We start from the raw sequence: 26625 nt of genomic DNA on the forward strand, positions 1-26625 counted from the left end.
GTCCGCCGGCATTTCAGTGCCAGCAGCCGAGCGTCAATAGCCGAGCGCAGCGCCGTCACCGCGCGGGTCAGCGCCTCCCTCGAGGAAGCCCTGCTCACGATCGATCCGGATCGCCTGGGCGTGGCCCATGTTGTCGTTCCAGTCGGTGACCATCTGGACCGGCTGGCCGCGCCGCTTGAGTTCGCGTACCACTTCGTCGCAGATACGGCCCTCCAGCGACAGGTTGCGCGAGGGCGTGCCCCAGGTGCGTCCCATCAGCCACCGCGGCGCCTCGATGGCCTGTTGTACGTCGAAGCCGAAGTCGATGATGCGGGTCACCATGGCCGCCTGCGACTGCGGCTGGCCCTCACCACCCATCGATCCGAAGGCGATATGCGGCTCGCCATCCTTGAGCAGCATCGCCGGCGCGAGGGTGTGGAAGGTGCGCTTGCCCGGCTCGAGGCGGTTGGGGTGGTTCTGGTCGAGCGAGAAGAAGGCCCCGCGGTTCTGCAGGATGATGCCGGTATCGCCGCCCACGACGGTGCTGCCGAAGTCGTGGTAGATCGACGAGATCAGCGAGACCACCAGGCCGTCCTTGTCGGCAGCGCAGAAGTAGCAGGTGTCGCCGTCGGGAATCCGTAGTTCGTGCGAATGCGGATACGCGATGCCTGGCTGTACCGAGCCGACAGGTGCGGCTCGCTCCGGATCGATGAGACTACGTCGCTGGTCGGCGTACTCCTTGCTGATGAATCTTTCGACCGGGATCTCGACACGGCGGGGATCTGTGAGCCACTCGTCGCGGTCGGCGAATGCGATCTTCACCGCCTCGGCCATGTGGTGGTAGTAGTCGGCCGTGCCCTCGCCCCAGGACGTGACGTCGAACCCATCCAGCAGGTTGAAGATCTGCAGGGCGGTGAAGCCCTGCGTGCTGGGTGGCATCTCGTAGACCTCGTAGCCGCGGTAGGTCGTGGAAATCGACTCCACCCACTGCGCTCGGTAGGCGGCGAAGTCCTCGACCGTCAGTGGGGACCCCTCCGCATGCACCGAGGCACAGATCCGCTCGGCGATGCTGCCCTCGTAGAAGCCCGCGCGAGCGCCCTGGGCGAGTTGCTCGAAGGAGTGAGCCAGGTCGCCCTGCACGAGTCGCTCGCCTTCGCGCGGCGCTCGACCGCCGGGCAGGAAGATGGCGGCAGTGCGCGGCTGGGCCTTCAGGAGTGGCTCGTCCTGCACGGTCCAGTCGGCGAGCGACCGGGTGACGGAGACCCCGTCGCGGGCGTAGCCGATCGCTGCCTCGAGGAGCGACGCCCAGGGCAGCTTGCCGTAGCGCTCATGTGCGAGCCGCCAGCCGTCGACGGCTCCCGGGACCGTGAGCGCGGCGAGGGCGGTGCGCGCCGGGATCTCGCCGTTGACGGCACGCTCGCGGTAAGAGTCGAGCGTGGCGCCCTGTGCCGCCGGGCCGCAGGCGTCGATCGCCTCGACGCCATGGATGCCGGGCCCGGCGATCAGCCAGAAACCGTCACCGCCAAGGCCCGCCATGTGCGGGTAGGCGATGCACAGCACGGCGTTCGCTGCGATGCCGGCGTCGACGGCGCTGCCGCCCTCCCGCAGCGCGGCGACGCCGGCCGCGCTGGCCAGGTAGTGCGGCGTCGAGACGACGCCGTTCTGCGCGCGGAAGGGCGGACGACCCGTACGCGGGCCATTGGGGTGACTCATCTTCGACCTCCTGGCTATTGCCACCGGTGGATCGAACCTGCGCGATGTCGCTACGAGGCACGTTCGTCGAACTCCATGCCCGTGTCCCGGGGCTTGTCGTTGGCGTGGCTCATGTACCGCGTCCAGATCGGCAGCAGCCCGCCGAGGACCACCGCGATGAGGCCGATCACCCAGACTGCCCTGTTGTCGTTGGTCGCGCCGAGGCTGATCACCGGGAACGCGACTATCAGCAGGACGAAGGAGAGCGTCTCCAGCTGCAGCTTCTTGTCCATGTCATGACCCCTTTTCACGCCACCTGGACGAGGATGATGGTCGCGATACCCGTGAGCACCGCGACGGCGGCGGTCCACCCGATCGTCAGCCGCAGGACCGAACCCTCTTTGCCCTTGATTCCGGCGATGCTCGTGCCGAGCACGATGTTGGCCGGGGCGATCGCGTTGCCGTAGGCACTCCCCGCCGCCTGCCCCGCGATGATCGCGGTGGTGCTGATGCCGTGCTGCTGCGCGACGTCGGCCTGGACCGCGGCGAACAGGACGTTCGACGCCGTGCTGCTCGAGGTCATGAAGGCACCCAGAGCGCCGATGACGCTCGCGATGCCGGCGTACACCACCGGTGGAGACACGTCTGCGATGCCGTTCGCGATCGTCAGCGTCTGGCCACTGTGATCGAGGATGCGGCTCGTGATCAGGAACGCGATGACGGGCACCGAAGCCGGGACGGCGTCGGCGAGGAGCGCCGAGGAGATCCGCTCCGGTACGTGCCGTTCGGCCCACGCGGTGTAGTAGCCACCGGAGCGGTAGACGATCCAGACGACCACTGTGGTGACCAGCAGCATCGTGCCCGGGTGCGTCAGCACCGTGATCGGGGCGTACCTCTCCACGGCAGCGTTGGTGACGCCATAGCCTGTCGTCACCTCGGGGAAGGACATGCCGAGCTGCCAGCGACTCAGCTGCGCGTTGATCGGGTCGACCAACAACGCCGTCAGGGTCACCACCGGCAGCACGACATAGGGCACGAAGGACATGCCGAGGCTCATGATCGGAGCTTCGTCGTGCTGCTGGTCGGTCAGGCTCTCGCTCATGGCCGGACGGACCGGGATGCCGGTGATCGGATCGCGGTAGCGACGCCAGCGCGAGAGCGGGTAGAGCGCGAGTAGCGCAACGGCGGCGGCGAGGAAGGTGGAGAGCTCGGGGCTGAACAGCGTGGCGAGCATCTGGCCGACGCCCAGGATGGTGCCGAGGATCAGCACCAGCGGCCAGGCGTGGCGGACCGCTGGCCAGCGCCCGTAGAGCCACACCACCAGGAAGCCGCCGAGGTAGCAGGAGATCAGGATCAGGAGCCCCGACTCGAAGGCGGCGCGGGTCTGGATGGCCTCGTCGAGGTCGGCCACCCGAACCGTCGCCAGCCAGCCCACGCCGAGGGTGCCGAAGAACCGGGCCCAGGCGTGAGCCAGGACGCCGAACGCCACCGCGTAGACCGGCCTGACCCCGACGGCGATCAACAGTGGCACGACGACCGCGACCGGGGCACCGAAGCCGGCGATGCCCTGCAGGAAGGAGGAGAAAACCCAGCTCAGCGCCAAGATGATGAAGAGCTCGTTGCGGCTGAACCTGGAGATCCCCTGCCGGAGGGCGTCGTACGCGCCCGCCTGCTTCGTGACCTGGTAGAGCAGCAGCGCCGGCCAGATGACGTACAGGATGAAGATCGCATCCCAGACACCTTTCCCGCTCGCCACCGCGAGCGTGTTCCACGGCGTCTGGAACGCGGCGAGCGCAACGATCGCCACGGTGAACATCGCCATCGGCGCCGCCTCCGGCGCTCTCCAACGCAAGGGCACCAGAAGGACGAGCAACACGATGATCGATAGGACCGCCAGCATCCAGTGCAGAACGTTGACCGGAACCTGCGACGTATCCACGCGGCCTCCACCAGTTCGACGGTGAATGATGGTGCGAGTCGTTCACGTTTCGATGACCACACCGCCTCGCGATCGCCAACGGGGAACCTCAGCTCGTCGGTGCGCGACATCCGGCTGCTCCACCGCGAGAACGAGCGTCTGCAGCACTTCTCCGACGAGGCCCGGGTGGTCGTTTCCGAGCCGCTGGTCGACCTGGCGGGGTTGTGGCGGGAGATCTCGCCGGGCTCGGCGGTCGTGGTGCAGCCCGGGGACGACCTCGAGGTCTCGTTCGGCCCGCAGGCGTCCTGAGAAGGTCACAGGGCGTATCGCAGGATCGCCGCGACCGGTCCGCCGTGGGGGACGTCCGCGGTGCGCACCGCGAGCACGCGTCCCCCGGCGAGCAGCGCCTGCCGGGCGATCTCGTCGACGATGCCGTAGCTGGCGGCGTCGTCCTGGGCGAAGGTGATGGCGCCCGTGTCGTCGTCTACGAAGCCGGGCAGTTTCGCGTCGATGTCGGCGAGCAGCGTGTCGATCGCGCCGCGGGCCGCGGCCCGGGCCACCGTCGCGACGTCGGTCGACGCGCGCCCCTGCTCGAAGCGCAGCTCGAACAGGTCTCTGACAGCGGACAGCTCGTCCGCGTACACGTCGTCCAGCACCGGTCGTGCCGCCGCTGCGAGGCGTTCCTCGGACACAGCCTCGGGATTCCCCCGGATTCCCGGTTCGACCAGGTGCGGGTAGCTGTTGATCGAGCGGTACATCGAGTCGAGGGGCTCGGACGCGGCGAGGATGAGCGGCAGTTCCAGCCCGGACAGGACACCGCGCACGGCCTGGTCGACCTTCCGGGCGAACTGGCGCAGCCTGATCTTCTGTCCCTCCGAGCCCTGGATCCGCCGGATCGGGGAACGTTCGGTGATCGACGCCTTGCCCGCCGCGCTCGCCGCATCCGTGGGCATCCCGGGGACCTCGACGGTGTACGGAGGTCCCTCGGGTGCCACCTCCACCAGCCTGACCGAGCCCGCTGCGAGGGCCAGCACGAACGCCGCCTGCGGGAATGTCACGGCCCGCAGCAGCGGTGTGACGTAGAAGCGGTCCGCCACCTCGACGACGCTCGACAACCGGTTCGGGAGGCGGAACGTCCGGACCCCGTCGGCCGAGGCGAACACAGCGAGGCTGCGTGCCTGCGTGGTCCAGAAGTCGTCGTCGTCGATGAGATCGCCCAGCCCGTCGCGCACACCCGCGATCACGCTCGGCGCGGCGCCGGAAGCATCCAGCTGCCGGATCGCCGTCGCCGCGAGGTTCTTCAGCTCGATCCGGTCGGCCTGGGCGTCCTGCGTGATCACGCTCGTCGGCAGGTAGATCGAGACACAGCCCGCGGCACGCTGAGTGAGCAACCGCTCGATCTCGGATCGCGACGGGATGTCGGTGTGGAGGGTCATCGGGCCTCCGTCGGTTCAGGACGTGACCCCGCCACGGTCGACGGGGTCGCGGTCGACCCTGAGGGTCATCGGCTGGTGCGCCTGCGGGCCACGGTCGCCCATTCCCGGGATCCGGACCTCCCCCCGAGGGGGTGAGGTGCCGTCGCCGCGACCGTGGTTCGCCGCCACGATTCGTGATGACCGCGATCCGCGGCACGACAGCCGGGAGGGCACTGCTGTCTTCTTGCCAGGGCCAGGGCCAGGCCGCCGACGAGCGGCTCACGCTCGTGAGCGCGCCCGGCCGGGTTCGGCAAGAAGACCCTGCTGCTCGCCGAGTGGGCGGCCCTGTGCCCTGAGCTCACAGCGTCGGTGTCCCTCGACGAGGACGACAACTGGGACCGTCGCTTCTGGGCCGCGGTTCTCGCTGCATTCGGCACATGTCCGGCGGTACCCGCAGATTATGCGCTCCACGCACTCGCACTTCCCTCCTGTCCCAGCCGCGACCCGGAATTCTCGCCGTGGTCGTCGATGCGATCACGGCCGTACCCGGCCCGGTACGACTCGTCCTGGACGACGTCCACGAGCTGACCGAGGCCGACCATTGCGCGGGTTGGCTTCGCTCGTGCGGGACCGGCCGCGGGGGCTACGCGTGGTCTTGTCCGGGCGCACCGATCCGCCTTGCCAATGGCCCGGATGCGCCTGGCGGGAGCTGTGCGAGACCGGGCCGATCGGTTGCGCTTCTCGCCAGCCGAGGCCGGAGGGATGTTTGCCGCCGCGGATGTTCCCGCTCGCCCTGACCAAGTGCGCCTGCTCGTCGAGGAGACCGAGGGCTGGGCGGCGGGTCTGCGCCTAGCCGCGGAGTCGCTGCGGGAGGCCGATGATCCTGACCAGTTCCTGTCCGGCTTCATCGGCAGTGGCCGGTGCGGCTCCGCTGGTGCTGCCCTGGACCCTCGTCGAGGCAGGGTGTTGACGTGTCAGCCGGCGCTGCGTGCTGAGCTCCGGCTGCGAGCCCGCCGGGAGCTGAACCTCGCGCTCGATCCCACGGAGACGATGGACGTGCTGCGGCCGCGAGACGCGGTGGCCACTGCGCGGCGATGCGGCCTGCTGTGGTCGGACGCGAGCCCGACCGCCCTGTGGCTCACTCGCGGACCTGGTTGACGGCCACGACGCGGAGCCCGAGGTTCTGGATCAAGGCCAGGACGCCGTGCAGGTGGGACTCGTCGATGATCTCGCCGACGATGATCGTCTCCGGCGGGGCATCGACGACGGTCATGTCCGGGAACGCTCCACGGGTTCGCTCCGACACCCGGCCGGCCACCCGGAACTCGTAGCGTCGCGATGGCACGGCGCCGCTCCCTCCTGCGGCTCGATCTCGGACGGCGCCGGGAGGCCGCCGAGAGGGCCGAATCGAGGCGGAGCGTCGTCGAAGGGGCCGCCCACCCCATCGTCCCGACAGGATGAGATGTCGTGCTGAGGGCGGAGGACCTGCTCCGTTGCAGGGGGAGGACGTGGACCCGGCCCACCGGGAGGGTCGCCACCCCGATGCTCCCGATCAGCGGCGCGGCGACGGCATGGAACCGCGCCTTGGCCGCTGGAGCGGCGCTGTCCGAGTGCACGGACCGCCGATGAGGCGCTGGCGGGGGACCGGCAGCGCAGCGGTCGATCGTGGTTCGCACCAGATCCCGGACCGATCAGGGTCGAACGCGGTGTCACGGCCGCCAACGAGCAGCGAGAGATCGGGGCCCGCCGAGAGCAGCCTGTCCGCTCGGCGCACACCGGGACTCGTCCGCACGGGATGAGATCGGGCTGCCCGTCAGGACGGCTCCCCGCGCGTGACCGACGGGGATCAGCGGTCGAGCCCGGCCCGGCTGGGTGAGAGGCCCGGCAATCTCACCCCCTGCGGAGGAAGTTGGGCGCGCTGAACGGGGACGACGGTGGATCCCCGCTCGACGGCGCTGTACGCGATGAATCAGACGGAGGAGTGCCCCGGTGTCCGGTCCGCAAAGCTCTCCCACGCCGGCTTCCTCCCAGCCGCCGCCCGCCTCGGACGGAGCCCGGTCCGCGGTTGCTGAGCAGCCGGGGGTGGAGCCCATCCGGCCGCCGAGCGAGCGGCTGACGCGGCCGCCCGTCTCGCGGTGCCGGCGGGTGGGCTTGGTGGTGTTCGGGCTGCTCACCGTCGGGTACGGGCTGCTGGTGATGAGCCTGCGTCCCGGCGTGCTCGCGACCGTGGCCGTGCTCGCCGGGGTTGCGGAGCTCGGGCTCGGGCTCTGGGCGATCAGCTCGCCCGGGCGGGAACTGCTCCTGCTGGTGAACCTGATCGGGATCTACCTCATCATCGCCGGCGTCGACGCGATCGTGGCCGCAGTGACCGGCGAGCGGAGCGACGAACGCGCACAGGCGGCCGCGGACCCCGCGCGATGACGAGGACCGAGCATGTCCGCGACCCCTCCGTGGTCGACGCGGTCATCCCACTCGTCACGCTCGTCGTCCTGATCGGTGGCTCACTCCCGGTGTTCTGCTTGGACGCGTTGGACGGCCCGCGCCAGGTCGCGCTGGTGTCGTGCGCGATGGTGGCGGCGCTGGTCGCGCTGAAGAACCGGCAACCGTGGGACGAGCTCCAGGTCAGCGGTCAGCGGTCCTCGTCGTCGATCACCAGCGCCGTCTTCATCCTGCTCGCGGTCGGCGCACCGATCGGGACGTCCAGGTCCTGTTCGTCCTTGCCGTGGTTCTCGTCGAGCTGGGCATCGTCGGGCCGGCCACCGGCTTGATCGTCGTCTAGGAGGAACCGCCATGACCGACCCGATCGCGACCCCGAACCCCGCCGCGGCCTACGGGGTGCACTCCGAGGTCGGCCCGCTGCGGAAGGTGCTCGTCTGCGCGCCGGGGCTCGCTCACATGCGGCTGACCCCATCGAACTGCGACAAGCTGCTGTTCGACGACGTGATGTGGGTGCAGAACGCACGCCGGGACCACTTCGACTTCATGAGCAAGATGCGCGAGCGCGGGGTCGAGGTCGTCGAGCTGCACAACGTGCTGACCGAGACGCTCGCCATCCCGGAGGCCAAAGCGTGGCTGCTCGATCGCAAGATCGTGGCGAACGAGGTCGGGCTCGGCTTGGTGGAGGACACCCGCGCCTACCTCGAGAGCCTGGACGACCGGAAGCTGGCCGAGCACTTGATCGGGGGGCTGTCCACCGCCGACCTGCCCGGGGACTTCCGGCCCGGCTACGTCGCGCTCGCCCGGGAGTCCAGCGGCGTTCCGGAGTACCTGATGCCGCCACTGCCCAACATGCTCTACACCCGCGACACGACGTGCTGGATCTACGGCGGCGTCACGCTCAACCCCCTCTACTGGCCCGCTCGTCACGACGAGACGCTGCTGATGAAGGCGATCTACACGTTCCACCCCGACTTCGCAGGGGCCCGTATCTGGTGGGGTGATCCGGAGCGCGAATGGGGGCTGGCCACGCTCGAGGGCGGCGACGTGATGCCCGCCGGCAACGGGCTCGTCCTGGTCGGGATGAGCGAGCGCACCTCCCGCCAGGCGATCACGCAGCTCGCCGCCCGGTTGTTCGCCGACAACGCGGCGGAGCGGGTGATCGTGGCCGGCATGCCGAAGCTGCGCGCGGCCATGCACCTGGACACGGTCTTCACCTTCGCCGACCGCGACTGCGTCACCGTCTACCCGGACATCGTCGACGGCATCCACACGTTCTCGCTCCGGCCAGGGGACAAGGAGACGGTCGAGGTCACCGAGGAGAAGCTCTCCTTCATCAACGTCGTGACCGACGCGCTCAACCTGACGAAGCTGCGGGTGGTCGAGACCGGCGGCGACGCCTACGCCGCCGAGCGGGGCCAGTGGGACAGCGGCAACAACCTCGTCGCCCTCGAACCCGGCGTCGTGGTCGCCTACGACCGCAACACCTACACCAACTCACTGCTGCGCAAGGCCGGCATCGAGGTCATCACCATCGTCGGCGCCGAGCTCGGCCGCGGCCGCGGCGGCGGCCACTGCATGACCTGCCCACTGCAGCGTGATGCTGTCGACTACTGAGGCCCGGGCCGCCGGGCTGGTGACGCTGCTCCTCGTCGCCGCCTGCACCGCGGCTCCGACGACGGCACCGGCGCCAGCCCCGCCGCCCACCTCGGCAGCCGCGCCGGGCGGCAGCCTGGCCGACGTGCCCACGGTGTCGGCCCAGCTGCTACCCAGCGTCGTCAAGATCCTCACCACCGGTGGCAACGGCAGCGGCGTCATCTACACCGGCGACGGTCTCATCCTCACCAACGAACACGTCGTACGCGGGTCGCCGACCGTGCAGATCGGATTCGCCGACGGCCAGCGCCACGCCGGCACGGTCCAAGCAGTCGACGTCGTCACCGATCTGGCGCTCGTGCAGGCCGAGCGCCGCGACCTGCCGGTGGCCCGGTTCCAACCCGGGTTACCCGTGATCGGCGAGCTCGCGATTGCCATCGGGAGCCCATTGGGCTTCGAGAACAGTGTCACCGCCGGAGTCGTGTCCGGCCTCCACCGCGAGATCCCCGGCACCGCCGCGGAAACCCAGGCTCTGGTCGACCTGATCCAGACCGACGCGCCGATCAGCCCGGGTAACAGCGGGGGCACCCTCGTCAACGCTCGCGGCGAGGTGATCGGGATCAGCGAGGCCTACATCCCACCACAGGCCGGTGCCGTCTCCATCGGCTTCGCGATCCCCGCCGCCACCGCCATCGACGTCGCCGAACAGCTGCGCACCACCGGTCGCGCCCGCCACGCCTTCGCCGGGCTCGAACCGACCCAGATCACTCCGCAGATCGCCGCCCAGCTCGACCTCCCCGGCACCGACGGGGTCATCGTCGCGGCAACCGTCCCCGGCGGTCCAGCCGCGATCGCCGGCCTGCAACCCGGCGATCTCATCCTCGCCGTCGACGGCCAACCGACCCGACGCCCCGAAGATTTCCTCGGCGCTCTGCGCCGCCGTGCCCCAGGCGACACGATCGCCGTTTCCGTCCGCAGCCCTGACGGCCGTGAACGCTCGACCCAGCTCACTCTCACCGACCGGCCCGCCTTCAGCCAGTGAGCCCCACCGGGCGGTCGGTGTTGGTTCCAACAGCGCCGGGGGTAGGCCGACCCCCGACCTCGCACTCACGAATCGAAAGGCGGGGTGTCCCGATGACCGACCCGAAACCCAGCAAGGCAACCTCTGCACAACAGCGCACCCCACCTGGTACCTCCACGGCTGCGACACCGGCGACGGCGGCGACGCCAGACGGGGCCGCGACGTCAGACGGGGCGGCCGGTTCGGCCGAGGAGCCGGCCCGCCGCAGCGCCGTGCCGACTCGACTGCGCGAGAAGGGCGCTGCTGCCACGCTGCGGGACGGACGCACCGCCGCCACCGAGAGCGTCCACGCCGGTGCCACGTACACCCGGGAGTTCGCCTCGGACAAGGCTCCAGCGGTGAAGGGAGCGGTGCAGGAGCACCGCGGGCTCGCAATCGGAGTGACCGCATCAGCGGCCGCGTCGGGCTATCTCCTGCTGCGGCGCCGCCGCGGGCGCGGGCGACGAACGCCCGATCCCGTCGAAACCAGCTAGTGTCCCGAGTCGGAAGTTCGGTGCGTATATCGGCGGATCCAGGTTCTCGCTGAGTGCGCTGGCGAGCCGGCCTCGTACCGGGCGTACTCGGCCGGCTCGCCGGTGCGCTCAGCGTGGAGCTGGGCCGTCGAGATACGTGGTGGACTTTCGACTCGGGACACTAGGTCCACCGGTTCCAGGTCCGGACCGTCGCCGAGGCGACTCCTCCGGCCGGTCCACCCGCATCCACCTTGCGGCACCTTTCCCGGGTCGCCGAGAATCCCTCGACGTCGTCACCGGCCCTTCGACGCCCGCAGGGGGGCCGGCAGCGGGAACGCCCGGGTCATGAACCTGGACCGTCGATCGGTGTGCCTGAACGCGCTGCCGACCGAACGGCGTGAACGAGATGGGGGCGGGAGCATGACGAGCCGCTCTTCTGCCGCGGCGTCGCTACAGGCAGTAGTCATGGAGCTACGAGCCCGGCACGAGTGGATCGACCACCTGCTGTGCGCAGGCGTCCGGTACCACGAGCGGCGCGGGAACCACTTCGCTGCCGCGATCACGTTCTTCAGCATCCTCAACTCGGTTCCACTGCTGATGATCGCCTACGCAACGGCCGGGTACGTGCTCGCCCTCAACCCCTCGCTGCTCGCCGCTCTCGATGCGGCCATCGCCCGCGCTGTGCCACCCGAGTTGTCCGGCACCATCGAACCGGTCGTCGATGCCGCGATCGAGCAACGCAACACCGTTGCGGGCATCGGTCTGCTCGCCGCTCTGTGGGCCGGTACCTGGTGGATGTTCAACCTTCGCGAAGCAGTCTCCGCGCAGTGGGCGATACCGCCGCGCAATCCGGCGTCGCTGCGGCGCATGCTCTCCGACGTCGCCGCTCTCGCCGGCCTGTGGATCGCTGTGATCGGCTCACTCACGGTGAGCGCTGTGGGCACGAAGCTGGGAGAGAACATCCTCAGATCGCTCGGGTGGCCGGGCGCCGGCTGGTCACAGCTCACCCGCATGGGCTTGGGTCTGTTCCTGAGCCTCGTGGCCGACTGGCTGATCTTCTTCTGGATAATCAGCCGTCTGCCCCGGACGCGACGACACATCCACGGCGCCGGGCGGGCGGCTCTACTCGGTGCGATCGGTCTCGAGGTGCTGAAGCAAGGGCTGACGATCTACCTGGGACGGATCACCGGATCCCCGGGCGGGACGATCTTCGGCTCGTTGCTCGGGCTCTTGGTGTTCGCCTATCTCGTCTCCCGGTTCGTACTTCTCGTGACGGCGTGGGCCGCCACGTCGCGTGGCAACCGGGAGCCCGCAGTGGCTTCGGTCCCGGTCGTCGTTCCGATCACAGCACCATCAACAGCTCCGCCACGCTCTGAGCCGGGCATGGGCACAGCAGTCGCGATGATCGGATCGTTGCTCGTCGGTGTCCTGGTGGGTGCTCGGCTACGCCGGAACCGCCGCGGTTCCACCTGAGACGCCAGCATGTGCGCCGGTGTCCCGCGGCGAGCGCCGTCGACCACGCGTGCGAAGGCCTGGCGGGTCCCGTTCCTGCCGCGGCCGACGCATTGCCGGGCCCGCCCGGCTTCGCCCGCGACAGGTGACGGTGGCGCACGGCGCTCACCGGTCCCAGCCCGTGCGCAACGATCGGCCCCGTCGGTCGGGCCGGTGCACCAGTCCCGACGGACAGCGCGAACTCATCCCGCGCGGACGACTCGATTCATGCGCCGAGCAGACAGAGTGAGCCTTCCGGGGTCCGCCCCCGCTGGTCGTGACGGCGGTCCTCGTCGACATCGATTCCCGGTGGACCGAGCCGAGGCGTCTCGCCGGAGAACCACTCGGCCGGGCAGACGACCGGAAGGCGGGGAGCCATGACATGGCGGAGGCCGACATGCCGCACAACGCGACCGCCCACAACGGCGATCCACCCGCCTCCCGCCGGGTCGCGATGGCTGCCCGTGCTGCTCGCGGCCGTCGTCGTGCTCGTCGGCTGCGGATCGCCCGATCGGCCGGAGTTCGTCAAGACCCGCGACAGCAACTACGGCCAGATCGGTGACGTGCGCCTGCTGCACGTGCATGTGGCGAGTCCGCCGCGGGAAGGTTGGCAACCGGGAGACACGGTTCCGTTGCACATGACGATCGCCAACGACGGCGCCTCGGTGGTCACGCTGACCGGAATCCGCAGCCCACGCGCGACCCGAGTAGTGCACGAGGCCGCAGGCAGCACAACTGACGTGATCAGCATCCAGGTGGAGCCGGGCCAGACCGCGTCGTTGCAGGAGAACGACCCCGAACAGCTGGCGCTCGTGGGGCTCACGGAGCGACTCAGGGGTGGGCTCACCATCCCAGTCACGTTCACCCTCGACACGGGCGAGAGCGTGACGCTCTCGGTGCCGGCCCAGACCTCCAATGAACCGCGCTGAGCAGGCGCGCTACGGATCCGGAAAGCCAGCCGACCGGAGGCACGGCCGAATTGCTCCCCTGCGGACGATCCCGAGCGGCGTCCTCCGCATCCGTCCGGCAGGCACCCCACCGTCGTCCGTGCTCGGCCACCGCGCGGCTTCCTCCGAATGGGGTGAGATGTGCCCAGCGTCGCTCACGAGCCGGGCCTGACTGCGACCCTCGGCCCATCGCGCTCGCCAGGCGCCCAGCCGAGCTTGGCGCAGGATGCGCCGGACCTGGTGCCGACTCCGGCGGGGTTCTCCCGCTCTGCCGCGATCGCCATCTCGATGACCTCGACCGGGACCCGCAGCTCGGCCTGGCGCGGCGTTGGCACCAGCACGTCGAACCCGCCGCGACACCAGGCCCGGACCCAGCGGTCCGAGACGACTGGGCTCGCCGCCGAACTCATCCCCTACGGAGGATCCCGCAGCAGCATCCACTGGGCACGGTGACCTCGCCCGATCCGGCACCGCAGAACGCGGCCCCGGGGAAAGGAGTCGCGACGTGCCTGCTCGACGCCACGGGCTCCGGGTGGCCGGGCGGCTGTCCGACGAGACCCGGGCGGCGTTCGCGGACGTGAAAATGATCGACGTTCCCGCCGAGCCACCCATCTGCGGCGACGTCGTCGGCGAATCCCGCCCGCTCGGGGTGTTGGCGCTGATCCAGAACCACTGGTCAGGGTGAACCGTGGAAAGGACACCGCGCCGTTCTGCATCGTGTCGGCGCGCGCCGTTCGCCGTCTCCTGCGTCATGAGTCCGGCACTGAGCCTGCTGCACGGAGTCACCGCAAGATCGAGGAGGTCGAGCGGGTGGCGGCCCCACCAGCCACCAGGACGGGAGTGAGCTGACCATGGCCGACACGGTCCCCTCGGTTGCCGACACCTCGGTCGGGCCCACCACCTCGGGCGCCGACACCTCGGTTTCGGCGCCGGGCAAGTTGAGCCTGCCCACCCTGACCGCCATGGTGGTCGGCAGCATGGTCGGCGCGGGCGTGTTCTCGTTGCCGGCGCGGTTCGGCGTGGCGACCGGCATCCTCGGGTCGCTGATCGCCTGGGCGGTGGCGGGGACGGGGATGCTGATGCTCGCTTTCGTGTTCCAGAACCTCGCCATCCGCAAGCCCGACCTGGACTCCGGGGTCTTCATCTACGCCAAGGCCGGCTTCGGTGACTACGTCGGCTTCAACTCCGCGTTCGGCTTCTGGGCCAGCGCGGTCGCCGGGAACACCTTCTACTGGGTGTTCATCACCGCGACGATCGGCGCGTTCGTCCCCGCCTTCGGTGACGGCGACACCGTCCTCGCGGTGGCGCTCTCCTCAGTCGGTGTGTGGCTGTTCCACTACCTGATCGCGCGGGGAGTCCGCGACGCAGCCGTGATCAACCGGATCGTGACGGTCTTCAAGATCCTTCCGATCCTCGTCTTCATCGTCGTGCTGTTCGTCGCCTTCGACGCAGGCGTTTTCTCCGACAACTGGATCGCCACGGGCTACGGCGACCTCGGCTCGCTCAACGAGCAGGTTCGCAACACCATGATCATCACGACGTTCGTCTTCCTCGGTATCGAGGGCGCCAGCGTCTACTCCCGCTACGCCACGAAGCGCCAGGACGTCGGCAAGGCGACCGTCCTGGGCTTCCTGAGCGTGCTGTCGCTCTTCGCCCTGGTGACGCTGTCGAGCTACTCGGTGATGACCCAGCCGCAGATCGCCGCGACCCGCCAACCCTCGATGATCGGCCTCTTCGAGCACGTCGTGGGCGACTGGGGCCGCTGGTTCATCAGCGCCGCCGTCATCATCTCCGTCCTCGGCGCCTACCTCGCCTGGACCCTGATGGCCGCCGAGGTGATGTACATCCCGGCCCGCAACGAGGACTTCCCGGCCTTCCTCGGCAGGGAGAACGACAAGGCAACGCCGATCACCGCTCTCGTCGTCACCTCGCTGGCGGTCCAGGGACTCCTCGCCGCGACCCTCGTCCTGACCGACGCACTGAACTTCATGCTCGATCTGTGCACCAGCCTTGCGCTGATCCCCTACTTCCTCGCCGCCGCGTACGCGCTGAAGCTCGGCCTCACGGGCGAGTCCTACGCGAACGTGGCCGCCAGGACACGCCGAAAGGAGGTGATCATCGCGGGGATCGCGACCGCCTACACGCTGTTCCTCTTCGACGCCGCAGGCCTGCAGTTCCTGCTGCTGTCCACGGTGATCCTCGCCCCCGCCACCCTGCTGTACGTCAAGGCACGCAGCGAACGAGGCCACCGGCTGTTCACCCCGACCGAGATCGCGCTCTGCGCCCTGATCGTGGGCGGCGGGATCACCGGCGTCGTCGGCCTGTGGACCGGCTTCATCGCCATCTGAGCCAGCTCCCGGAGCCCACCGTGTCCGACTCGAGCCTGACTCGAGCCCGATCCTTGGAGTCGAGATGAACCGCACCGGAGTCGTTGGGACGATCATGCTCACGCTGCTGGTGCTCGCCGGCTGCGACTCGGGGCAGGCAGGCTCACCGAGCCCCGAACGGGCCGGGATCGAGCTCGACGGCGTCGACGGGCAGGTGGGCCAGCTCCAGCTGCTCGGCGTGGCCGTCGCATCCCACGGTGGACGAGGCAGCATGCACATGTCCGGAGACAGCGCCGCACTCCTCCTCACCATCGCGAACAATGGCAAGGCCGAGGACGCGCTCACCGGGACCAGGGCGGATCTCGCCGAGCAGGTCGTCCTCCGGAACGGCGATGCCTCGCCGGTTCCTCGCGTGGACGTGCCCGTGCCCCCCGGTTCGGTCGCGGTCCTCAGCGAGGTGACCGGACCGCACCTGGAGCTGTCCGGACTGCGAGAGCCGCTGCGCAGCGGCGTCAGCATCCCGGTCACCTTCGAGTTCCGCGACGCCGGCTCGGTGACCCTCGAGGTGCCGGTCCGCACCTACACCGACGTCCGACCGGACAAGTACCTGGAGCCTGCCCGACTCGTCGGCCCGGGCATGCAGTCGCTCACCGAGTGCCGCCGGTCGAGCTGCGTCCTGGTACCGACCCGGCGCGACTCGCTCCGACCGGCTCACAGCCGGGTGCCGAGCAGCCAGACCATGTACGCGACATAGGTCGTCAGGAACACCGCTCCCTCGAACCGACCCAGTCGTCGGCGGGTGATGAAGACGGGCACGCACACGACCGCGGCGGCCACCATGAGGACGAGGTCCAGCGCCAGCACGTCCTCGGGCACCGGCACCGGCCCCGGCGTGACCAGCACGGTGGGCCCGAGGATGAGGGCGATGTTGAACACGCTGGAGCCGATCAGGTTCCCCAGGGCGATGGATCTGTCGCCCCGCGCGGTGGCGACCATGGTGGTGACGAGCTCCGGCGCCGACGTGCCGACGGCCACGATGGTCAGGCCGATCACCGCGTCACTGGCACCGAGGTCGCGAGCGATCTCCACCGCCCCGTCGACCAGGTACTCCGATCCGACGACGACGACGGCGAGGCCGAGGACGAGCAGCAGCGCCCGGACCGCGACCGGACGGTCCCGGACCGGAGCATCGGTGGTGTCGGCGCCGGCGGCGGGGACGGCCGGGCGTCGCGACTCGCGGCGGGCGAGCACGGCCAGCAGCGCCAGGTACCCGGCGCCGTACAGGCACAACCAGACACCGTCGACGGTGTCGAGACCGCCGTCGACGGCCAGGACGAAGAGCAGCAGCGCCGCGCCGGTCATCGCCGGAAGGTCCAGCCGCACGGTCCTGGCCTCGAACGCGATCGGCCGGATGAGCGCGCTCAGGCCCAGTATCAGCAGGATGTTGACCAGGTTGGTGCCCACGATGTTCCCGACCGCCAGGCCGGCGTTGCCCTGTCGAGCGGCGTTGAGGCCGATGGCCAGCTCGGGGAGGCTGGTGCCGAGCGAGACGATCGTCATGCCCACCACGAGCGGGCTGACGTTGAACCTGCCCGCGAGGGCGGATCCTTCACGCACCACCATCTCGGCGCCGACCACCAGGGCTGCGAGTCCGAGGAGCAACGCGAGCACCGGGTTCACAGCACTGCCCTCCCGCCGGTCGGGCCCGGAACCTCCCGACGCGACCAGCTCGATCGTGTCAGCGGCCGGACGCCGGCCGGCCATCTCGTCATCACGGCGAGGCGCGCCGCGAGCATGTCATCGACCGCGGTCACGACAACCCCGCTGTCCGGCATCTCCGGGATCCGCCACGGCGCCACGACCGCGCAGGATCCCAGTGGGCAGCGGGGCGCGGGATGCGGACGGGTCCTCGACGATCCGCTGGACCGTCGACGGGTCATGGCGACGCGGTGGTACTGCCGGGTCGCTGATTCTTCTATAGGGAACTTCCTTGGGCAGCCTTGTTGCTGGGTGGAATCTCCTCGTAGCGTGAACTCGCGGTCGCCGTAGCCCTCGGGCTGCCGGGCCGCCGGTCGGATTTCCCGGGAGGACATGTGGAAGAGAGCAATCCGGACGGCGGCTACCTGCGCATCGCCACCGAGGAGGCGTTCGTCATCCCGGAGCTGCTCTCGCGGTGGCGGGACATGGCCGAGCAGGGCACGAACAGCGATCCCGGCTTCCTGAGCATGTGGGGCGGGTTCTACGCGCTCAGCAGCAGCGAGCGGCCCGCGTCGATCCGGCGGAGGCTGGTCGACCTGGGCGACGAGCGCGTGGCCGACATGGACAGAGCCGGCATCGATCACCAGGTCCTCTCGCTCACCGCGCCGGGTACGCAGGCGTTCGACCGGGACACCGCCGTGGCGATGGCGACGCTGGCGAACGATCGACTGGCGGACGCGTGCCGGGCGCGTCCCGACCGCTTCACCGGCCTGACCGCGGTGGCGCCGCAGGACCCCGAGGCCGCGGCGAAGGAGGTCGGCCGTGGCCACGACTTGGGCTTCAAGGGCGTGATCCTCAACTCGCACACGAACGGCGAGTACCTCGACGACCCGAAGTACTGGCCGATCTTCGAGGCGGCGGAAGCCCTGGACACCCCGGTCTACCTGCATCCGAACACGCCGTCGCGCGGCATGATCCAGCCGTTCCTGGACGTGGGGTTGGAGGGTGCGATCTACGGCTTCTCCGTCGAGACGGGGCTCCACCTGCTACGACTCGTGATCGCCGGGGTCTTCGACCGGTTCCCCCGGCTCAAGCTCGTCGTGGGTCACCTCGGCGAGGCACTGCCCTTCTGGCTGTACCGGCTCGACTACATGCACGCCGCCGGAGTGCGCGCCGGGCGGTACGAGACGATGCGGCCGCTGGCCCGCCGGCCGAGCGACTACCTGCGGGAGAACGTCTGGGTCACCACCAGCGGGATGCCGTGGGCGCCTGCGATCCTGTTCTGCCGGGACGTGCTGGGGCCTGACCACGTCATGTACGCGATGGACTACCCCTACCAGTACGAGCTCGACGAGGTCCGCGACCAGGACGCGCTGCCGCTGTCACCGGACGAGAAGCGCCAGTTCTTCCAGACGAACGCCGAGCGGGTCTTCGCGCTGGACGTCGGGGCGGCTCGGACCGGAGCGGCCCGGATCACCCGGCCGTAGGCGCTTGCCGCGGCGTCGACCGCGGGGCGGCGCGCGGAACTCCAGGCGCGCCGGCACGCTCACCGGGCCGTGGTTGATGAAGCTCGCCCCGTAGGGCCACGCCGCCGATCTCGGTGTCGGCCGTGGCCAGCCGGTAGAAGCCCTGGATCGGCGCCTCCAGCCGCCACGACTCCTCGACCCACGACCTGACCAGCACGCGCTCGGCTCGCAGCCGGTCCCACAGCTCCGCTCGGCCAGCGAGCAACGTGACGCTGCTGGCGAGGTGGTGCGTCGTGGGTGGTGTTGCCGGCCACCAGGAGCTCCGCGACGAACCGGACGCACTCCCGCGGGTCAGATCGCCGGCCCGTTCGGCGGCGGCGATCCGGGACAGCACGCTGGAGTCGACCTGCCCGTCCCACCGGTCCAGGAGCCTGCCGAGGTAGCCGGTGAACTCTTCCTGCACCTGCTCCCGGCTCACCGGATCGCCGCCGTGGTTGCCGACCGGGCGGGTGATCTCCTCCGACCAGGCCCGGAACCGGGCGACGTCCTGCTCGTGCGAACGTCGACGCGTAGCGCCGGGACACAGCGTTGCTTGTCGCGATCCGTGGAGTCGGGAGGAGGGCCGGGGCGCCGCTGACGGCGGGTCCGACATTGTCAGGGCGCCCGGCGCCCTGTTCGCCGACTGCTCGGCCCCGGGTGCTCAGCCGGTGAATTCGTTGACGCCGAGGGCGAAGTCCCAGTGGCCGACCCCGTTGCCGGCGAGGCCCACCGTGATCACGCCCACTCCTTCCAGCCAGTGCGCCATTTTCAGGCCGCCGACGTCCAGCGGGCGGAGCCCGAGGCTCTCGATGAATGCCGCCACGCCCGCCTTGGCCTGCGCATTGTCGCCAGCGACGAAGACGTTGGGCCGGCCCTTCTCCAGTACATTGCGGAAGATGGTGTTGAATGCCTTCACCACGCTGGCGCCGGCCGGGGCCACCTTGGCGACTTCCTGCGCGATCGAGGTCTCCTCGCTGTGGGCCAGTCCGTCGAACGTGGCGTTGAAGGGGTTGCTGATGTCGACGATGACCTTGCCCGCGAGGGCGTCTCCGTACTCGGCGACGACCGGAACGACACCGTCGTACAACAGGGCCGCGATGACGATGTCCCCGGCCGGGACGGCGCCCCACTTGCCCGTCGTCGCGTCGCCGCCCAGAGCCTTGGCCAGGTCATCGGCCTTGGACTGATCGCGTCCCATGACCTCGACGGCGTTGCCGCCCGCCACCGCGAGCGTGCCGATGGTACGGGCCATGTTCCCCGTACCGATGAGGGTGATGCTGCTCATGAGGTGTGCTCTCTTCCTGTTCTCGAGATGTCGCGCCGTCTCGTTCGCGCCGGGTCCGGCGCAGGGCCTCGGCCGCGACGTTTCTGGGTCAACTGCCGTGCTTTCCCGGCACCTCCGGCTCGCCTTCCGCCGGTAGATCGGGATGCGTGAACCCGCCGCCATTCCAAGAAGAAGGGGTCAGGTCAGGGACATGGGACGAGGGCATCCCGTGATCGTTACTCTCCCTTGGTGCGCAGTTCCCAGGGCTGCATGCCGACGAGAGGCGCGAGGTGACCCTGCATCTCGACGGCGGACGGCAACGGGCGCCAGAATATGGTCACCTCGGCAATCTTGCCGTCCGCGTCGAGCAGGATGTAGTCCATCCCGTCGATCGCCGTGTCTTCGATCTGCAGCCGGAAGAATGCGGCGTGGTGGTCCTCGCCGCTGAGGACCTCCTCGTAGGTGAGGTCCGCCGCCACCGTGGAGACGCCCTGGATGGCTGCCGTGACGGCCTCGCGGCCGGTGAGCGGCTCATCGCTGAGCGGGCTGATCAGCACCACGTTCTCGGCGAGGACCCGGGCGAGAGCGTCCTTGTCCGCGCCGCCGTGCATGCAGTCGACGAAGGACTCGACGGTGGTGCGGTGCTGGGCGAACGTGGTCATGGCTACTCCTCGTTGGTCGGTCACTGCTTCACCTAGACACCGACCGGGGTCGACGAATCATCGACAGCACGCGAATTCGGCGCCCGCACAACACTTCGGCGTGTTGCGGATGTCCGCGTTCGAGACCAGTTCGTCGTGGCGACTGCGTTGTTGTGGGGTGTGCCCGCGGCATTCCTGGTGTGGCTCAGATGGCGGTGGTGCCGCCGTCGGTGACCAGTTCCAGGCCGTTGACGTAGCTGGAGTCGTCGGAGGCGAGGAACAGGGCGACGGTGGCGATTTCTTCGGGCCGGCCCATCTTTCCGCGGGGGATGAGGGACTCGAATGCGGCCTTGGTTGCCTCGTCGAACAGTTCTTCCTGTTTGGCGGTGGCGACCTGGCCGGGGGTCAGGACGTTGACCCGGATCTTGCGGTCGCGCAGTTCGTTGAGCCAGACGCGGGCCCACGCCTGCTGGACGGCTTTGCTTCCCGCGTAGAGGCTCCAGCCGGGGAAGGCGCCGAGGGAGGCGTTGGATCCGGTCATGAAGATCGAGCCGTTGTCGTTGATCAGCGGCAGTGCCTTCTGCACGGTGAACAGGGTGCCGCGCGCGTTGAGCCAGAAGGCGCGGTGGAACTGTTCGTCGGTGATCTCGCCGAGGACGGCGGGTTCGCCCATCCCGGCGCTGGCCCACAGCACGTCGATGGAGCCCTTTTCCCGCTCGACCGTGTCGTACAAGCGGTCCAGGTCGTCCAGCTCGGCCGCGTCACCCTGGACGGCGGTGACGTTGCGGCCGATCAGCTTGACGGCGTCGTCCAGTGCTTCCTGCCGCCGGGCCTGGATGAAGACGTGCGCTCCTTCCTCGACGAACAGTTTGGCGCCGGCCAGTGCCATGCCGGTGGAAGCGCCGGTGATCACCGCTACCTTGCCATCGAGCTTTCCCACGATCACTCCGTTGAATTGATGGGTGTCCGAAACAGTTCGGCTCTTATATACACCAGACTGTGTACGTAACGTAGCCGATGGCTGGTCTGAGCGCAAGCTACGTACACCGGTCGGTACCGAACCGCCGCCGCGCGCCCGGCGCGCCATGGCGCGCCGACGATCACCGGGTCACCCTCGCCTCGCGAGATGTGCGGATGACCAGCGCGAAGCCAAGCTATGTAGACCGGTCAGTACCGAACGGTCTATGCTGGAGGCATGACGGAGTTGGAGAAGGGTCCGCTGGGCCGGCGCCGCGGCAGGGGCGCACGCGAGCGCATCCTCAGCGCGTCACAGCAGTTGTTCCGCGATCAGGGCATCAACCGCACCGGCATGGACCAACTCTGCGCCGTGGCCCAGGTGTCCAAGCGCACGGCCTACCAGCACTTCACCAGCAAGGACGAACTCGTCGCCGAATACTTGCGCCGATTCGATCCCGACGTCATGCCCGGAGTGTTCGACCGCACCGACCTCACACCCCGCGAACGACTCCTCGCCGCCTTCGAGATACCCGCGTCCACGCCCCTGTGCCCCTACCTCGCGGCGGCCGTCGAACTCCACGATCCCCAGCACCCCGCATCCCGGTACGCACGCGACTACAAGACCGCCATCGCCGCGCGGCTCACCGAGACCGCCCGCGAAGCCGGCGCCACCAACCCCGAACAACTCGGCGAACAACTGGCGCTGCTCATCGACGGGGCCTCGGCTCGCACCCGAGTCCTCAACCGCGAATCCTTCTCCACCGCCGCCGCCATCGCCGCCGTCCTCATCGACAACGCCATCCCCGCGTCATCTCCTCGGCAGCCCAGCGATGACCGCGGAACTACCAGGTCTGCTCCCGTTCCGGTGGGAGGCCGATGACGGCCCGATCACGCCTCGTCGGCCGGAAGACGACGTCGAGTTCGGCGCGGCCGGCGCGGTAGCTGCCGGGACTCGGGCTGGAGAGCGGGTCGCGAGATCTGGCCGCGGCCATCCGTACCTTCGCCATTGCTGTGGCCGCGTGCCTCTGTTGGCACGCTGGTGTCAGCCGGACTGCTCAACCGAGCTTTGTAACGGCATCGCCACCAAGCTGCCACATTTCATAGTTCCCGCATTCTGCCGTGATCTCGGCCGTCGCCTGAGCCGTGGTGAAGAAGTCATCGACCAGTGGCGAGGTGCGCGATGCCGCCACCGCGAGGCACACCTGATCGGGCGCCAGATCCGGGATGGGCACGTAGCTGATGTCCGGACGTGAGTAGAACACGGTCTCCGAACGCCCCACGAACGAGATGCCCCGGCCGGCCGCGACGTGCTCGAGCTTCTCCTCCACCCCGCGCACCCGGTGTCCGGAGTCGGGGTGCGGGCGCCTGGTGGGCTGCGTGCTCGGGTCGGCATGCCAGACCAGCGGCTCACCGGCCAGGTCGGCCTCGGTGACCTCCTCCTTGCCGGCCAGCCGGTGACCGGCGGGCAGCACCACCATGAGCGGCTCGGTGTAGAGGGGAGCCAGGCGCAGTCCGGTCTCGTCGATGGGCAGCCGCACATAGCCGACGTCGACGCGGCCGTCCAGCAGCATCAGGGCCTGGTCGTCCCATTCCATCCGCTGCACATCCACGACCACGTCCGGATGCCGGGCCTCGAACGCCTGCGCCGCCGGGATGACCGGGATGCCGGCCCGGAATCCGACCACCAGCCGCCGGCTGCCGCGGGCGGCCACGGACACGCGGCGCCGGACCGCGTGCGCGGAGGCCAGCAGCGGACCGGCGTCGGCCAGCAGTTGTCGGCCCGCGTCGGTCAGCGCCACGCCGTGGCGATCCCTGGTGAACAGCGAGGCGCCGAGATCCTGCTCCAGCGCGCGGATCTGCCGACTGAGCACCGGCTGCGCGATGTGCAGCTGATCGGCGGCGCGGCCGAAGTGCAACCGGTCGGCCACTGCGACGAAGTAGCGCAGTTTGCGCAGGTCCAGATCCATGGCACCTCCCGCCCGGTGATATCTCCAGGGTATCACCACGGCCGGAAGAAGTCTTGGACAACCGCTCAGGCCAATGACACCCTCAAGGGGTAACTGATGGGGCCGGAGCGAATTCGGCAGGAGAATCCGACATCGGAACTCGATAGCAGGGCCCGGCCCAGAATGCGCACATCAGGAATTGACTGCCGTCGATCGAGTCATTCGACGGCGTCGGCGACGGAACCGTTCACAACGACGGGCCGCGGCATGACGTCCCATCCAGCTCCAGGTCCAGGAAGCAGACACACCAATGAGCAGCATCAGCATCATAGGCCTGGGGAACATGGCCAGCGCGCTGGCCGACCGGGCGCTCGCCGGCGGCAACGCCGTCGAGATCATCGGCCGCGACCCGGCCAAGGCCAAGGAACTGGCCGCCGCCCTCGGCGGCGCCACTGTCGGGACGGCCGGCGCCGCCCCGACCGGGGACATCGTTGTCCTCGCCGTGCCGTACGCCAGCGTGGCGGCGGTGGTGAGCGGGTACGGGGACGCACTGCGGGGCAAGGTCATCATCGACCTCACCAATCCCGTCTCGCCCGATTTCCAGGGCTTTGTCACCCCCGACGGCAGTTCCGGCGCGCAGGAGATCGCCAAGGCCGCCCCCGCCGGCGCGCATGTCGTCAAGGCGTTCAACACCCTGTTCTCCCATGTTCTGGCGGCCGGCCCAGCCGAGGGTCGCCTATTGGACGTGTTCATCGCCGGCGACGACGCGGAGGCAAAGACACGCGTGTCGGCGTTCATCGAGAGCCTGGGACTGCGCGCGATGGACACCGGGCAGCTGGCAATGGCGCGGACACTGGAGAACGTCGCCCTGTTGCAGCTGGGCCTCGTCGCCCACTCCGTCAAGCACACCAACTTCTTCCTCGGCGTCAGCATTCTCAGCTGAGCACACCGGCACCACCACTTCTCCCGCCACGTCGCTCACAAGGAGCAGAGCATGCGCGTTTTCGTCACTGGCGGGACCGGCCATTCCGGTTCGTACATCATCCCCGAGCTCATCGCCGCCGGACACGAGGTCACCGGCCTGGCCCGGTCGGACACGGCCGCGGCGGCGGTGTCCGCGCTCGGCGCGAAGGTGCGTCGCGGCGATCTCGAGGATCTCGACGGGCTCAAGGAGGCGGCCGCGGACTCCGACGGCGTCATCCACGTCGCGCACAGGCAGGACCTGCTTCCCTCCGGCGGGATCGACGCCGTGGCCGCCGCGGAGCTCCCGATCATGCTCGCGTACGGCGAGGCACTGGCCGGAACCGGAAAGCCGCTGGTCGCGGCGGGGAGCATTGGCTCGCCCGGGCAGCACCTGGGCCGGCCGGCCACCGAGGAGGATCCGGCCCTTCCCGGCGGCGATGAGTACAAGGGCACCCTGCGGGTTCGCAACGTCGTGGAAACCGCCGTAGTCGGCCTCGCTGAGCGGGGAGTGCGGTCTTCGGTCGTGCGTATTGCCAACATCGCGCACAGCACGACCGATCGTGCCGGCTTCCTCGTGCAGCTGATCGCGCTCGCGAAGGAGAAGGGCTTCGTCGGCTACCCCGGAGACGGCGCGAACCTGTGGAACGCCGTGCACATCCGCGATGTCGCCGCCTTGTTCCGCTTGGCGCTGGAGAAGGGGCCGGCTGGCAGATATTGGCACGCGGTCGGGGACGAGGCCATCCCGCTGCGTGAGATCGCCGAGGCCATTGGCAGCCGTCTGGGCCTGCCCGCCGTGAGCGTTCCCGCAGACGTACTGATGGTGCCGGGATACTTCGGCTTCCTCGCGAACATCGTCACGCAGAACTACCCGGCGTCCAACCTCATCACCCGCCGGACCCTCGGCTGGGAACCCAGTCAGCCCGGCCTGCTCGCCGATCTGGACAATGGCCACTACTTCTCCGCCGGCTGACGGCAGGGACTCGACAACCATTGCCGCGTTCGCCCCGCGCCGCGGCTGGGCTCGCGTGTTGCGTCGGCGGACGTAGCCGGCGATGCCGACGTTCTGCTCCTCGTGGCTGCGGTGGTCGGTCTGACCGGCTCGGCGGCTCGGCGGCTCGGCCGATCCCACCCCTCGGACACGATTGCCGAGGAGCGCGGAAACCCGACCGAGGTGCCATGCGCATGTCTTCACCTGATCGGCTCGGTATAGTGCGCGCGAACTCACTCGGTGTCACCAAGGAGGCTTCGTGCCCGATGGCTCTGCGCCGGACTGGTCCCAAGCCGAGCAGCAACTTCCCGACGACTACTTCCGCCGGCCGTCGCCCGCCCGGGTCTGGAACTACTGGTTGGGTGGGAAGGACAACTACGAGCCGGACCAGACGGTCGGCGACGCCGTCGCAGACATCTATCCCGGGATCCGCACGATGGCGACCCAGTCCCGGCGGTTCCTCATCCGCAGCGTCCGCTACCTGACCGAGGAGGTCGGCATTCGCCAGTTCCTCGACCTCGGTGGCGGCCTGCCCGATCCGCTCGGCAACAACACCCACACCGTCGCCCAGTCCGTGGCTCCGGACGCGAAGGTCGTCTACGTCGACAACGACCCGGTGGTGCTGGCCCACCAGAGGGCGCTGATGGTCAGCAGCCCGCAGGGAGCGTCCGCATTCGTGGGCGAGGACTACCGGGACACCGACGCGGTCATCGCCCGAGCGAGCCAGACGCTGGACTTCACCCAGCCGATCTCGGTCATGTTCATGGGCGTTTTCGGTTACCTTCCCCCCTTCGACGAGCTACGGTCCATCGTCGACCGGACCATGGCGGCCGTACCCGCCGGTAGCTACCTGACCTTCTGGGACGGCACCGACACCAGCGACGCGATCCGCGAATCACACCATCTGCAGGCGGAGATGGGCCACCCGTACACGCTGCGCACCATCGAGGAGATCGAGCAGGTCTTCACCGGCCTCGAACTCGTCGAACCGGGCGTCGTGCAGCTGTCCCGGTGGAGGCCGAACGAGAACGACATCGCCGCCCGGTCTTCGCTGCAGGTCGACGCCTACGGAGGCGTCGCCCGGAAGCCCTGAGGCCGTGAGCGGTCCAGCCTCCCGGCGCAGCACTCGCGTGATCGGGAGCACCGTCGACCACCTGTCCCAGAATGAATCACCCTGGGCGACGGAGAGGCTGGATCCAAGCCCGGTAATCATTTTGCAGAATGGACCGGCAACGGGGGTTGCGTTCCGGTCTGCGCCCTACGGATAGGAGTCCTCCGGGATGGACAACCAGCTCTTCGCGTACAGCCCGATCGTGGATCGTTCTCCGA

At 69.2% G+C, this 26625-nt stretch carries 27 protein-coding genes; 16 read left to right on the forward strand and 11 right to left on the reverse strand.

Annotated elements, in window-relative coordinates:
- Positions 1-33 precede the first annotated feature (33 nt).
- Genes ggt through ABEA81_RS03920 form a run of 3 tightly spaced genes read right to left on the reverse strand, consistent with a single transcriptional unit; the run spans position 34 to position 3571 of the window.
- Complete coding sequence (ggt, locus tag ABEA81_RS03910; protein WP_345603360.1) at positions 34-1692, reverse strand: gamma-glutamyltransferase; 1659 nt, start codon at positions 1690-1692, stop codon at positions 34-36.
- 50 nt (positions 1693-1742) lie between these two features.
- Positions 1743-1964: a hypothetical protein gene (locus tag ABEA81_RS03915; protein ID WP_345603361.1), complete on the reverse strand. Its 222-nt coding sequence runs from the start codon at positions 1962-1964 to the stop codon at positions 1743-1745.
- 14 nt (positions 1965-1978) lie between these two features.
- Positions 1979-3571, reverse strand: coding sequence for an L-lactate permease (locus ABEA81_RS03920; RefSeq protein ID WP_345603714.1), 1593 nt, complete (start codon positions 3569-3571; stop codon positions 1979-1981).
- A 138-nt stretch (positions 3572-3709) separates the two neighbouring features.
- Here ABEA81_RS03920 and ABEA81_RS03925 point away from each other — a divergent pair, with 138 nt between their 5' ends.
- Positions 3710-3898 (forward strand): hypothetical protein, encoded by a 189-nt coding sequence (locus ABEA81_RS03925; RefSeq protein WP_345603362.1) that lies wholly within the window; start codon positions 3710-3712, stop codon positions 3896-3898.
- Positions 3899-3903: 5 nt separating this feature from the next.
- On the opposite strand, the gene ABEA81_RS03930 is transcribed toward ABEA81_RS03925, so the two are convergent.
- Complete coding sequence (locus ABEA81_RS03930) at positions 3904-5025, reverse strand: baeRF11 domain-containing protein (protein WP_345603363.1); 1122 nt, start codon at positions 5023-5025, stop codon at positions 3904-3906.
- A gap of 1117 nt (positions 5026-6142) precedes the next feature.
- Complete coding sequence (locus tag ABEA81_RS03935) at positions 6143-6349, reverse strand: hypothetical protein (protein WP_345603364.1); 207 nt, start codon at positions 6347-6349, stop codon at positions 6143-6145.
- Between the two features lie 737 nt (positions 6350-7086).
- Here ABEA81_RS03935 and ABEA81_RS03940 point away from each other — a divergent pair.
- The 10 genes from ABEA81_RS03940 (at position 7087) to ABEA81_RS03985 (ending at position 16088) form a co-directional block, all read left to right on the forward strand.
- A complete protein-coding gene (locus ABEA81_RS03940; RefSeq protein WP_345603365.1) occupies positions 7087-7425 on the forward strand; it encodes a DUF308 domain-containing protein in 339 nt (112 codons plus the stop codon).
- Positions 7422-7772 (forward strand): hypothetical protein, encoded by a 351-nt coding sequence (locus ABEA81_RS03945; RefSeq protein WP_345603366.1) that lies wholly within the window; start codon positions 7422-7424, stop codon positions 7770-7772. The genes ABEA81_RS03940 and ABEA81_RS03945 overlap by 4 nt, the downstream gene beginning before the upstream one ends.
- Positions 7773-7794: 22 nt before the next feature.
- A complete protein-coding gene (gene arcA / locus ABEA81_RS03950) occupies positions 7795-9057 on the forward strand; it encodes an arginine deiminase (protein WP_345603367.1) in 1263 nt (420 codons plus the stop codon).
- Positions 9041-10078, forward strand: a complete 1038-nt coding sequence (locus ABEA81_RS03955; protein ID WP_345603368.1) for a S1C family serine protease — start codon at positions 9041-9043, stop codon at positions 10076-10078. The genes arcA and ABEA81_RS03955 overlap by 17 nt, the downstream gene beginning before the upstream one ends.
- 92 nt (positions 10079-10170) lie before the next feature.
- Positions 10171-10590 carry a hypothetical protein gene (locus tag ABEA81_RS03960; protein WP_345603369.1) on the forward strand — a complete coding sequence of 140 codons (420 nt, stop codon included), beginning with the start codon at positions 10171-10173 and terminating at the stop codon, positions 10588-10590.
- Between the two features lie 324 nt (positions 10591-10914).
- Positions 10915-12042: a YhjD/YihY/BrkB family envelope integrity protein gene (locus ABEA81_RS03965; RefSeq protein ID WP_345603370.1), complete on the forward strand. Its 1128-nt coding sequence runs from the start codon at positions 10915-10917 to the stop codon at positions 12040-12042.
- A gap of 482 nt (positions 12043-12524) precedes the next feature.
- The gene (locus ABEA81_RS03970; protein ID WP_345603371.1) at positions 12525-12989 is read left to right on the forward strand and encodes a copper chaperone PCu(A)C; all 465 of its coding nucleotides are present in this window, start codon (positions 12525-12527) and stop codon (positions 12987-12989) included.
- Positions 12990-13512: 523 nt separating this feature from the next.
- A complete protein-coding gene (locus tag ABEA81_RS03975; protein WP_345603372.1) occupies positions 13513-13692 on the forward strand; it encodes a hypothetical protein in 180 nt (59 codons plus the stop codon).
- A gap of 166 nt (positions 13693-13858) precedes the next feature.
- On the forward strand, positions 13859-15355 hold the full coding sequence (locus tag ABEA81_RS03980) for a basic amino acid/polyamine antiporter (protein ID WP_345603373.1): 1497 nt from the start codon (positions 13859-13861) through the stop codon (positions 15353-15355).
- A gap of 64 nt (positions 15356-15419) precedes the next feature.
- Positions 15420-16088 carry a copper chaperone PCu(A)C gene (locus ABEA81_RS03985; protein ID WP_345603375.1) on the forward strand — a complete coding sequence of 223 codons (669 nt, stop codon included), beginning with the start codon at positions 15420-15422 and terminating at the stop codon, positions 16086-16088.
- Here ABEA81_RS03985 and ABEA81_RS03990 read toward each other — a convergent pair.
- Positions 16046-17098 (reverse strand): calcium/sodium antiporter, encoded by a 1053-nt coding sequence (locus tag ABEA81_RS03990; RefSeq protein ID WP_345603376.1) that lies wholly within the window; start codon positions 17096-17098, stop codon positions 16046-16048. The two genes, ABEA81_RS03985 and ABEA81_RS03990, sit on opposite strands and share 43 nt — an antisense overlap.
- A gap of 329 nt (positions 17099-17427) precedes the next feature.
- Between ABEA81_RS03990 and ABEA81_RS03995 the strand changes: the two genes are divergently transcribed.
- Positions 17428-18519: an amidohydrolase family protein gene (locus tag ABEA81_RS03995; protein ID WP_345603377.1), complete on the forward strand. Its 1092-nt coding sequence runs from the start codon at positions 17428-17430 to the stop codon at positions 18517-18519.
- Here ABEA81_RS03995 and ABEA81_RS04000 read toward each other — a convergent pair.
- The 4 genes from ABEA81_RS04000 to ABEA81_RS04015 all read right to left on the reverse strand — a co-directional run bounded on the left by ABEA81_RS04000 (position 18506) and on the right by ABEA81_RS04015 (position 21382).
- A complete protein-coding gene (locus ABEA81_RS04000) occupies positions 18506-18976 on the reverse strand; it encodes a hypothetical protein (protein ID WP_345603378.1) in 471 nt (156 codons plus the stop codon). The two genes, ABEA81_RS03995 and ABEA81_RS04000, sit on opposite strands and share 14 nt — an antisense overlap.
- A 222-nt stretch (positions 18977-19198) precedes the next feature.
- Positions 19199-19822, reverse strand: coding sequence for an NADPH-dependent F420 reductase (locus tag ABEA81_RS04005; protein WP_345603379.1), 624 nt, complete (start codon positions 19820-19822; stop codon positions 19199-19201).
- A gap of 215 nt (positions 19823-20037) precedes the next feature.
- Entirely contained in the window at positions 20038-20463 is a 426-nt protein-coding gene (locus ABEA81_RS04010; protein WP_345603380.1) for a nuclear transport factor 2 family protein, read from the reverse strand.
- 184 nt (positions 20464-20647) lie between these two features.
- Positions 20648-21382, reverse strand: a complete 735-nt coding sequence (locus tag ABEA81_RS04015) for an SDR family NAD(P)-dependent oxidoreductase (protein WP_345603381.1) — start codon at positions 21380-21382, stop codon at positions 20648-20650.
- 255 nt (positions 21383-21637) lie between these two features.
- Between ABEA81_RS04015 and ABEA81_RS04020 the strand changes: the two genes are divergently transcribed.
- The gene (locus ABEA81_RS04020; RefSeq protein WP_345603382.1) at positions 21638-22279 is read left to right on the forward strand and encodes a TetR/AcrR family transcriptional regulator; all 642 of its coding nucleotides are present in this window, start codon (positions 21638-21640) and stop codon (positions 22277-22279) included.
- Between the two features lie 175 nt (positions 22280-22454).
- Here the strand turns inward: ABEA81_RS04020 and ABEA81_RS04025 are convergent, their stop codons facing one another.
- Entirely contained in the window at positions 22455-23366 is a 912-nt protein-coding gene (locus ABEA81_RS04025) for a LysR family transcriptional regulator (RefSeq protein ID WP_345603383.1), read from the reverse strand.
- Positions 23367-23655: 289 nt separating this feature from the next.
- On the opposite strand from ABEA81_RS04025, the gene ABEA81_RS04030 reads away from it, so the two are divergent.
- The 3 genes from ABEA81_RS04030 to ABEA81_RS04040 all read left to right on the forward strand — a co-directional run bounded on the left by ABEA81_RS04030 (position 23656) and on the right by ABEA81_RS04040 (position 26389).
- A complete protein-coding gene (locus ABEA81_RS04030; RefSeq protein ID WP_345603384.1) occupies positions 23656-24288 on the forward strand; it encodes an NADPH-dependent F420 reductase in 633 nt (210 codons plus the stop codon).
- A gap of 51 nt (positions 24289-24339) precedes the next feature.
- The gene (locus ABEA81_RS04035) at positions 24340-25278 is read left to right on the forward strand and encodes an SDR family oxidoreductase (RefSeq protein ID WP_345603385.1); all 939 of its coding nucleotides are present in this window, start codon (positions 24340-24342) and stop codon (positions 25276-25278) included.
- 277 nt (positions 25279-25555) lie between these two features.
- Positions 25556-26389 carry an SAM-dependent methyltransferase gene (locus ABEA81_RS04040; RefSeq protein WP_345603386.1) on the forward strand — a complete coding sequence of 278 codons (834 nt, stop codon included), beginning with the start codon at positions 25556-25558 and terminating at the stop codon, positions 26387-26389.
- Positions 26390-26625 lie beyond the last annotated feature (236 nt).

Source organism: Pseudonocardia adelaidensis, from assembly GCF_039543345.1.
In the GTDB taxonomy this organism is placed as follows: Bacteria; Actinomycetota; Actinomycetes; order Mycobacteriales; family Pseudonocardiaceae; genus Pseudonocardia; species Pseudonocardia adelaidensis.

What these genes read in the sequence shown, in the direction of transcription:
- ABEA81_RS03990 (WP_345603376.1), bottom strand. Translation starts at nt 17,098, where the DNA reads ATGGCCGGCCGGCGTCCGGCCGCTGACACGATCGAGCTGGTCGCGTCG.
- ABEA81_RS03920 (WP_345603714.1), bottom strand. Translation starts at nt 3,571, where the DNA reads ATGCTGGCGGTCCTATCGATCATCGTGTTGCTCGTCCTTCTGGTGCCC.
- ABEA81_RS04010 (WP_345603380.1), bottom strand. Translation starts at nt 20,463, where the DNA reads ATGACCACGTTCGCCCAGCACCGCACCACCGTCGAGTCCTTCGTCGAC.
- ABEA81_RS03985 (WP_345603375.1), top strand. Translation starts at nt 15,420, where the DNA reads ATGAACCGCACCGGAGTCGTTGGGACGATCATGCTCACGCTGCTGGTG.
- ABEA81_RS03945 (WP_345603366.1), top strand. Translation starts at nt 7,422, where the DNA reads ATGACGAGGACCGAGCATGTCCGCGACCCCTCCGTGGTCGACGCGGTC.
- ABEA81_RS04020 (WP_345603382.1), top strand. Translation starts at nt 21,638, where the DNA reads ATGACGGAGTTGGAGAAGGGTCCGCTGGGCCGGCGCCGCGGCAGGGGC.
- ABEA81_RS04005 (WP_345603379.1), bottom strand. Translation starts at nt 19,822, where the DNA reads ATGAGCAGCATCACCCTCATCGGTACGGGGAACATGGCCCGTACCATC.
- ABEA81_RS03980 (WP_345603373.1), top strand. Translation starts at nt 13,859, where the DNA reads ATGGCCGACACGGTCCCCTCGGTTGCCGACACCTCGGTCGGGCCCACC.
- ABEA81_RS03965 (WP_345603370.1), top strand. Translation starts at nt 10,915, where the DNA reads ATGAACCTGGACCGTCGATCGGTGTGCCTGAACGCGCTGCCGACCGAA.
- ABEA81_RS03915 (WP_345603361.1), bottom strand. Translation starts at nt 1,964, where the DNA reads ATGGACAAGAAGCTGCAGCTGGAGACGCTCTCCTTCGTCCTGCTGATA.
- ABEA81_RS04035 (WP_345603385.1), top strand. Translation starts at nt 24,340, where the DNA reads ATGCGCGTTTTCGTCACTGGCGGGACCGGCCATTCCGGTTCGTACATC.
- ABEA81_RS04030 (WP_345603384.1), top strand. Translation starts at nt 23,656, where the DNA reads ATGAGCAGCATCAGCATCATAGGCCTGGGGAACATGGCCAGCGCGCTG.
- ABEA81_RS04025 (WP_345603383.1), bottom strand. Translation starts at nt 23,366, where the DNA reads ATGGATCTGGACCTGCGCAAACTGCGCTACTTCGTCGCAGTGGCCGAC.
- ggt (WP_345603360.1), bottom strand. Translation starts at nt 1,692, where the DNA reads ATGAGTCACCCCAATGGCCCGCGTACGGGTCGTCCGCCCTTCCGCGCG.
- ABEA81_RS03960 (WP_345603369.1), top strand. Translation starts at nt 10,171, where the DNA reads ATGACCGACCCGAAACCCAGCAAGGCAACCTCTGCACAACAGCGCACC.
- arcA (WP_345603367.1), top strand. Translation starts at nt 7,795, where the DNA reads ATGACCGACCCGATCGCGACCCCGAACCCCGCCGCGGCCTACGGGGTG.
- ABEA81_RS03930 (WP_345603363.1), bottom strand. Translation starts at nt 5,025, where the DNA reads ATGACCCTCCACACCGACATCCCGTCGCGATCCGAGATCGAGCGGTTG.
- ABEA81_RS03955 (WP_345603368.1), top strand. Translation starts at nt 9,041, where the DNA reads ATGCTGTCGACTACTGAGGCCCGGGCCGCCGGGCTGGTGACGCTGCTC.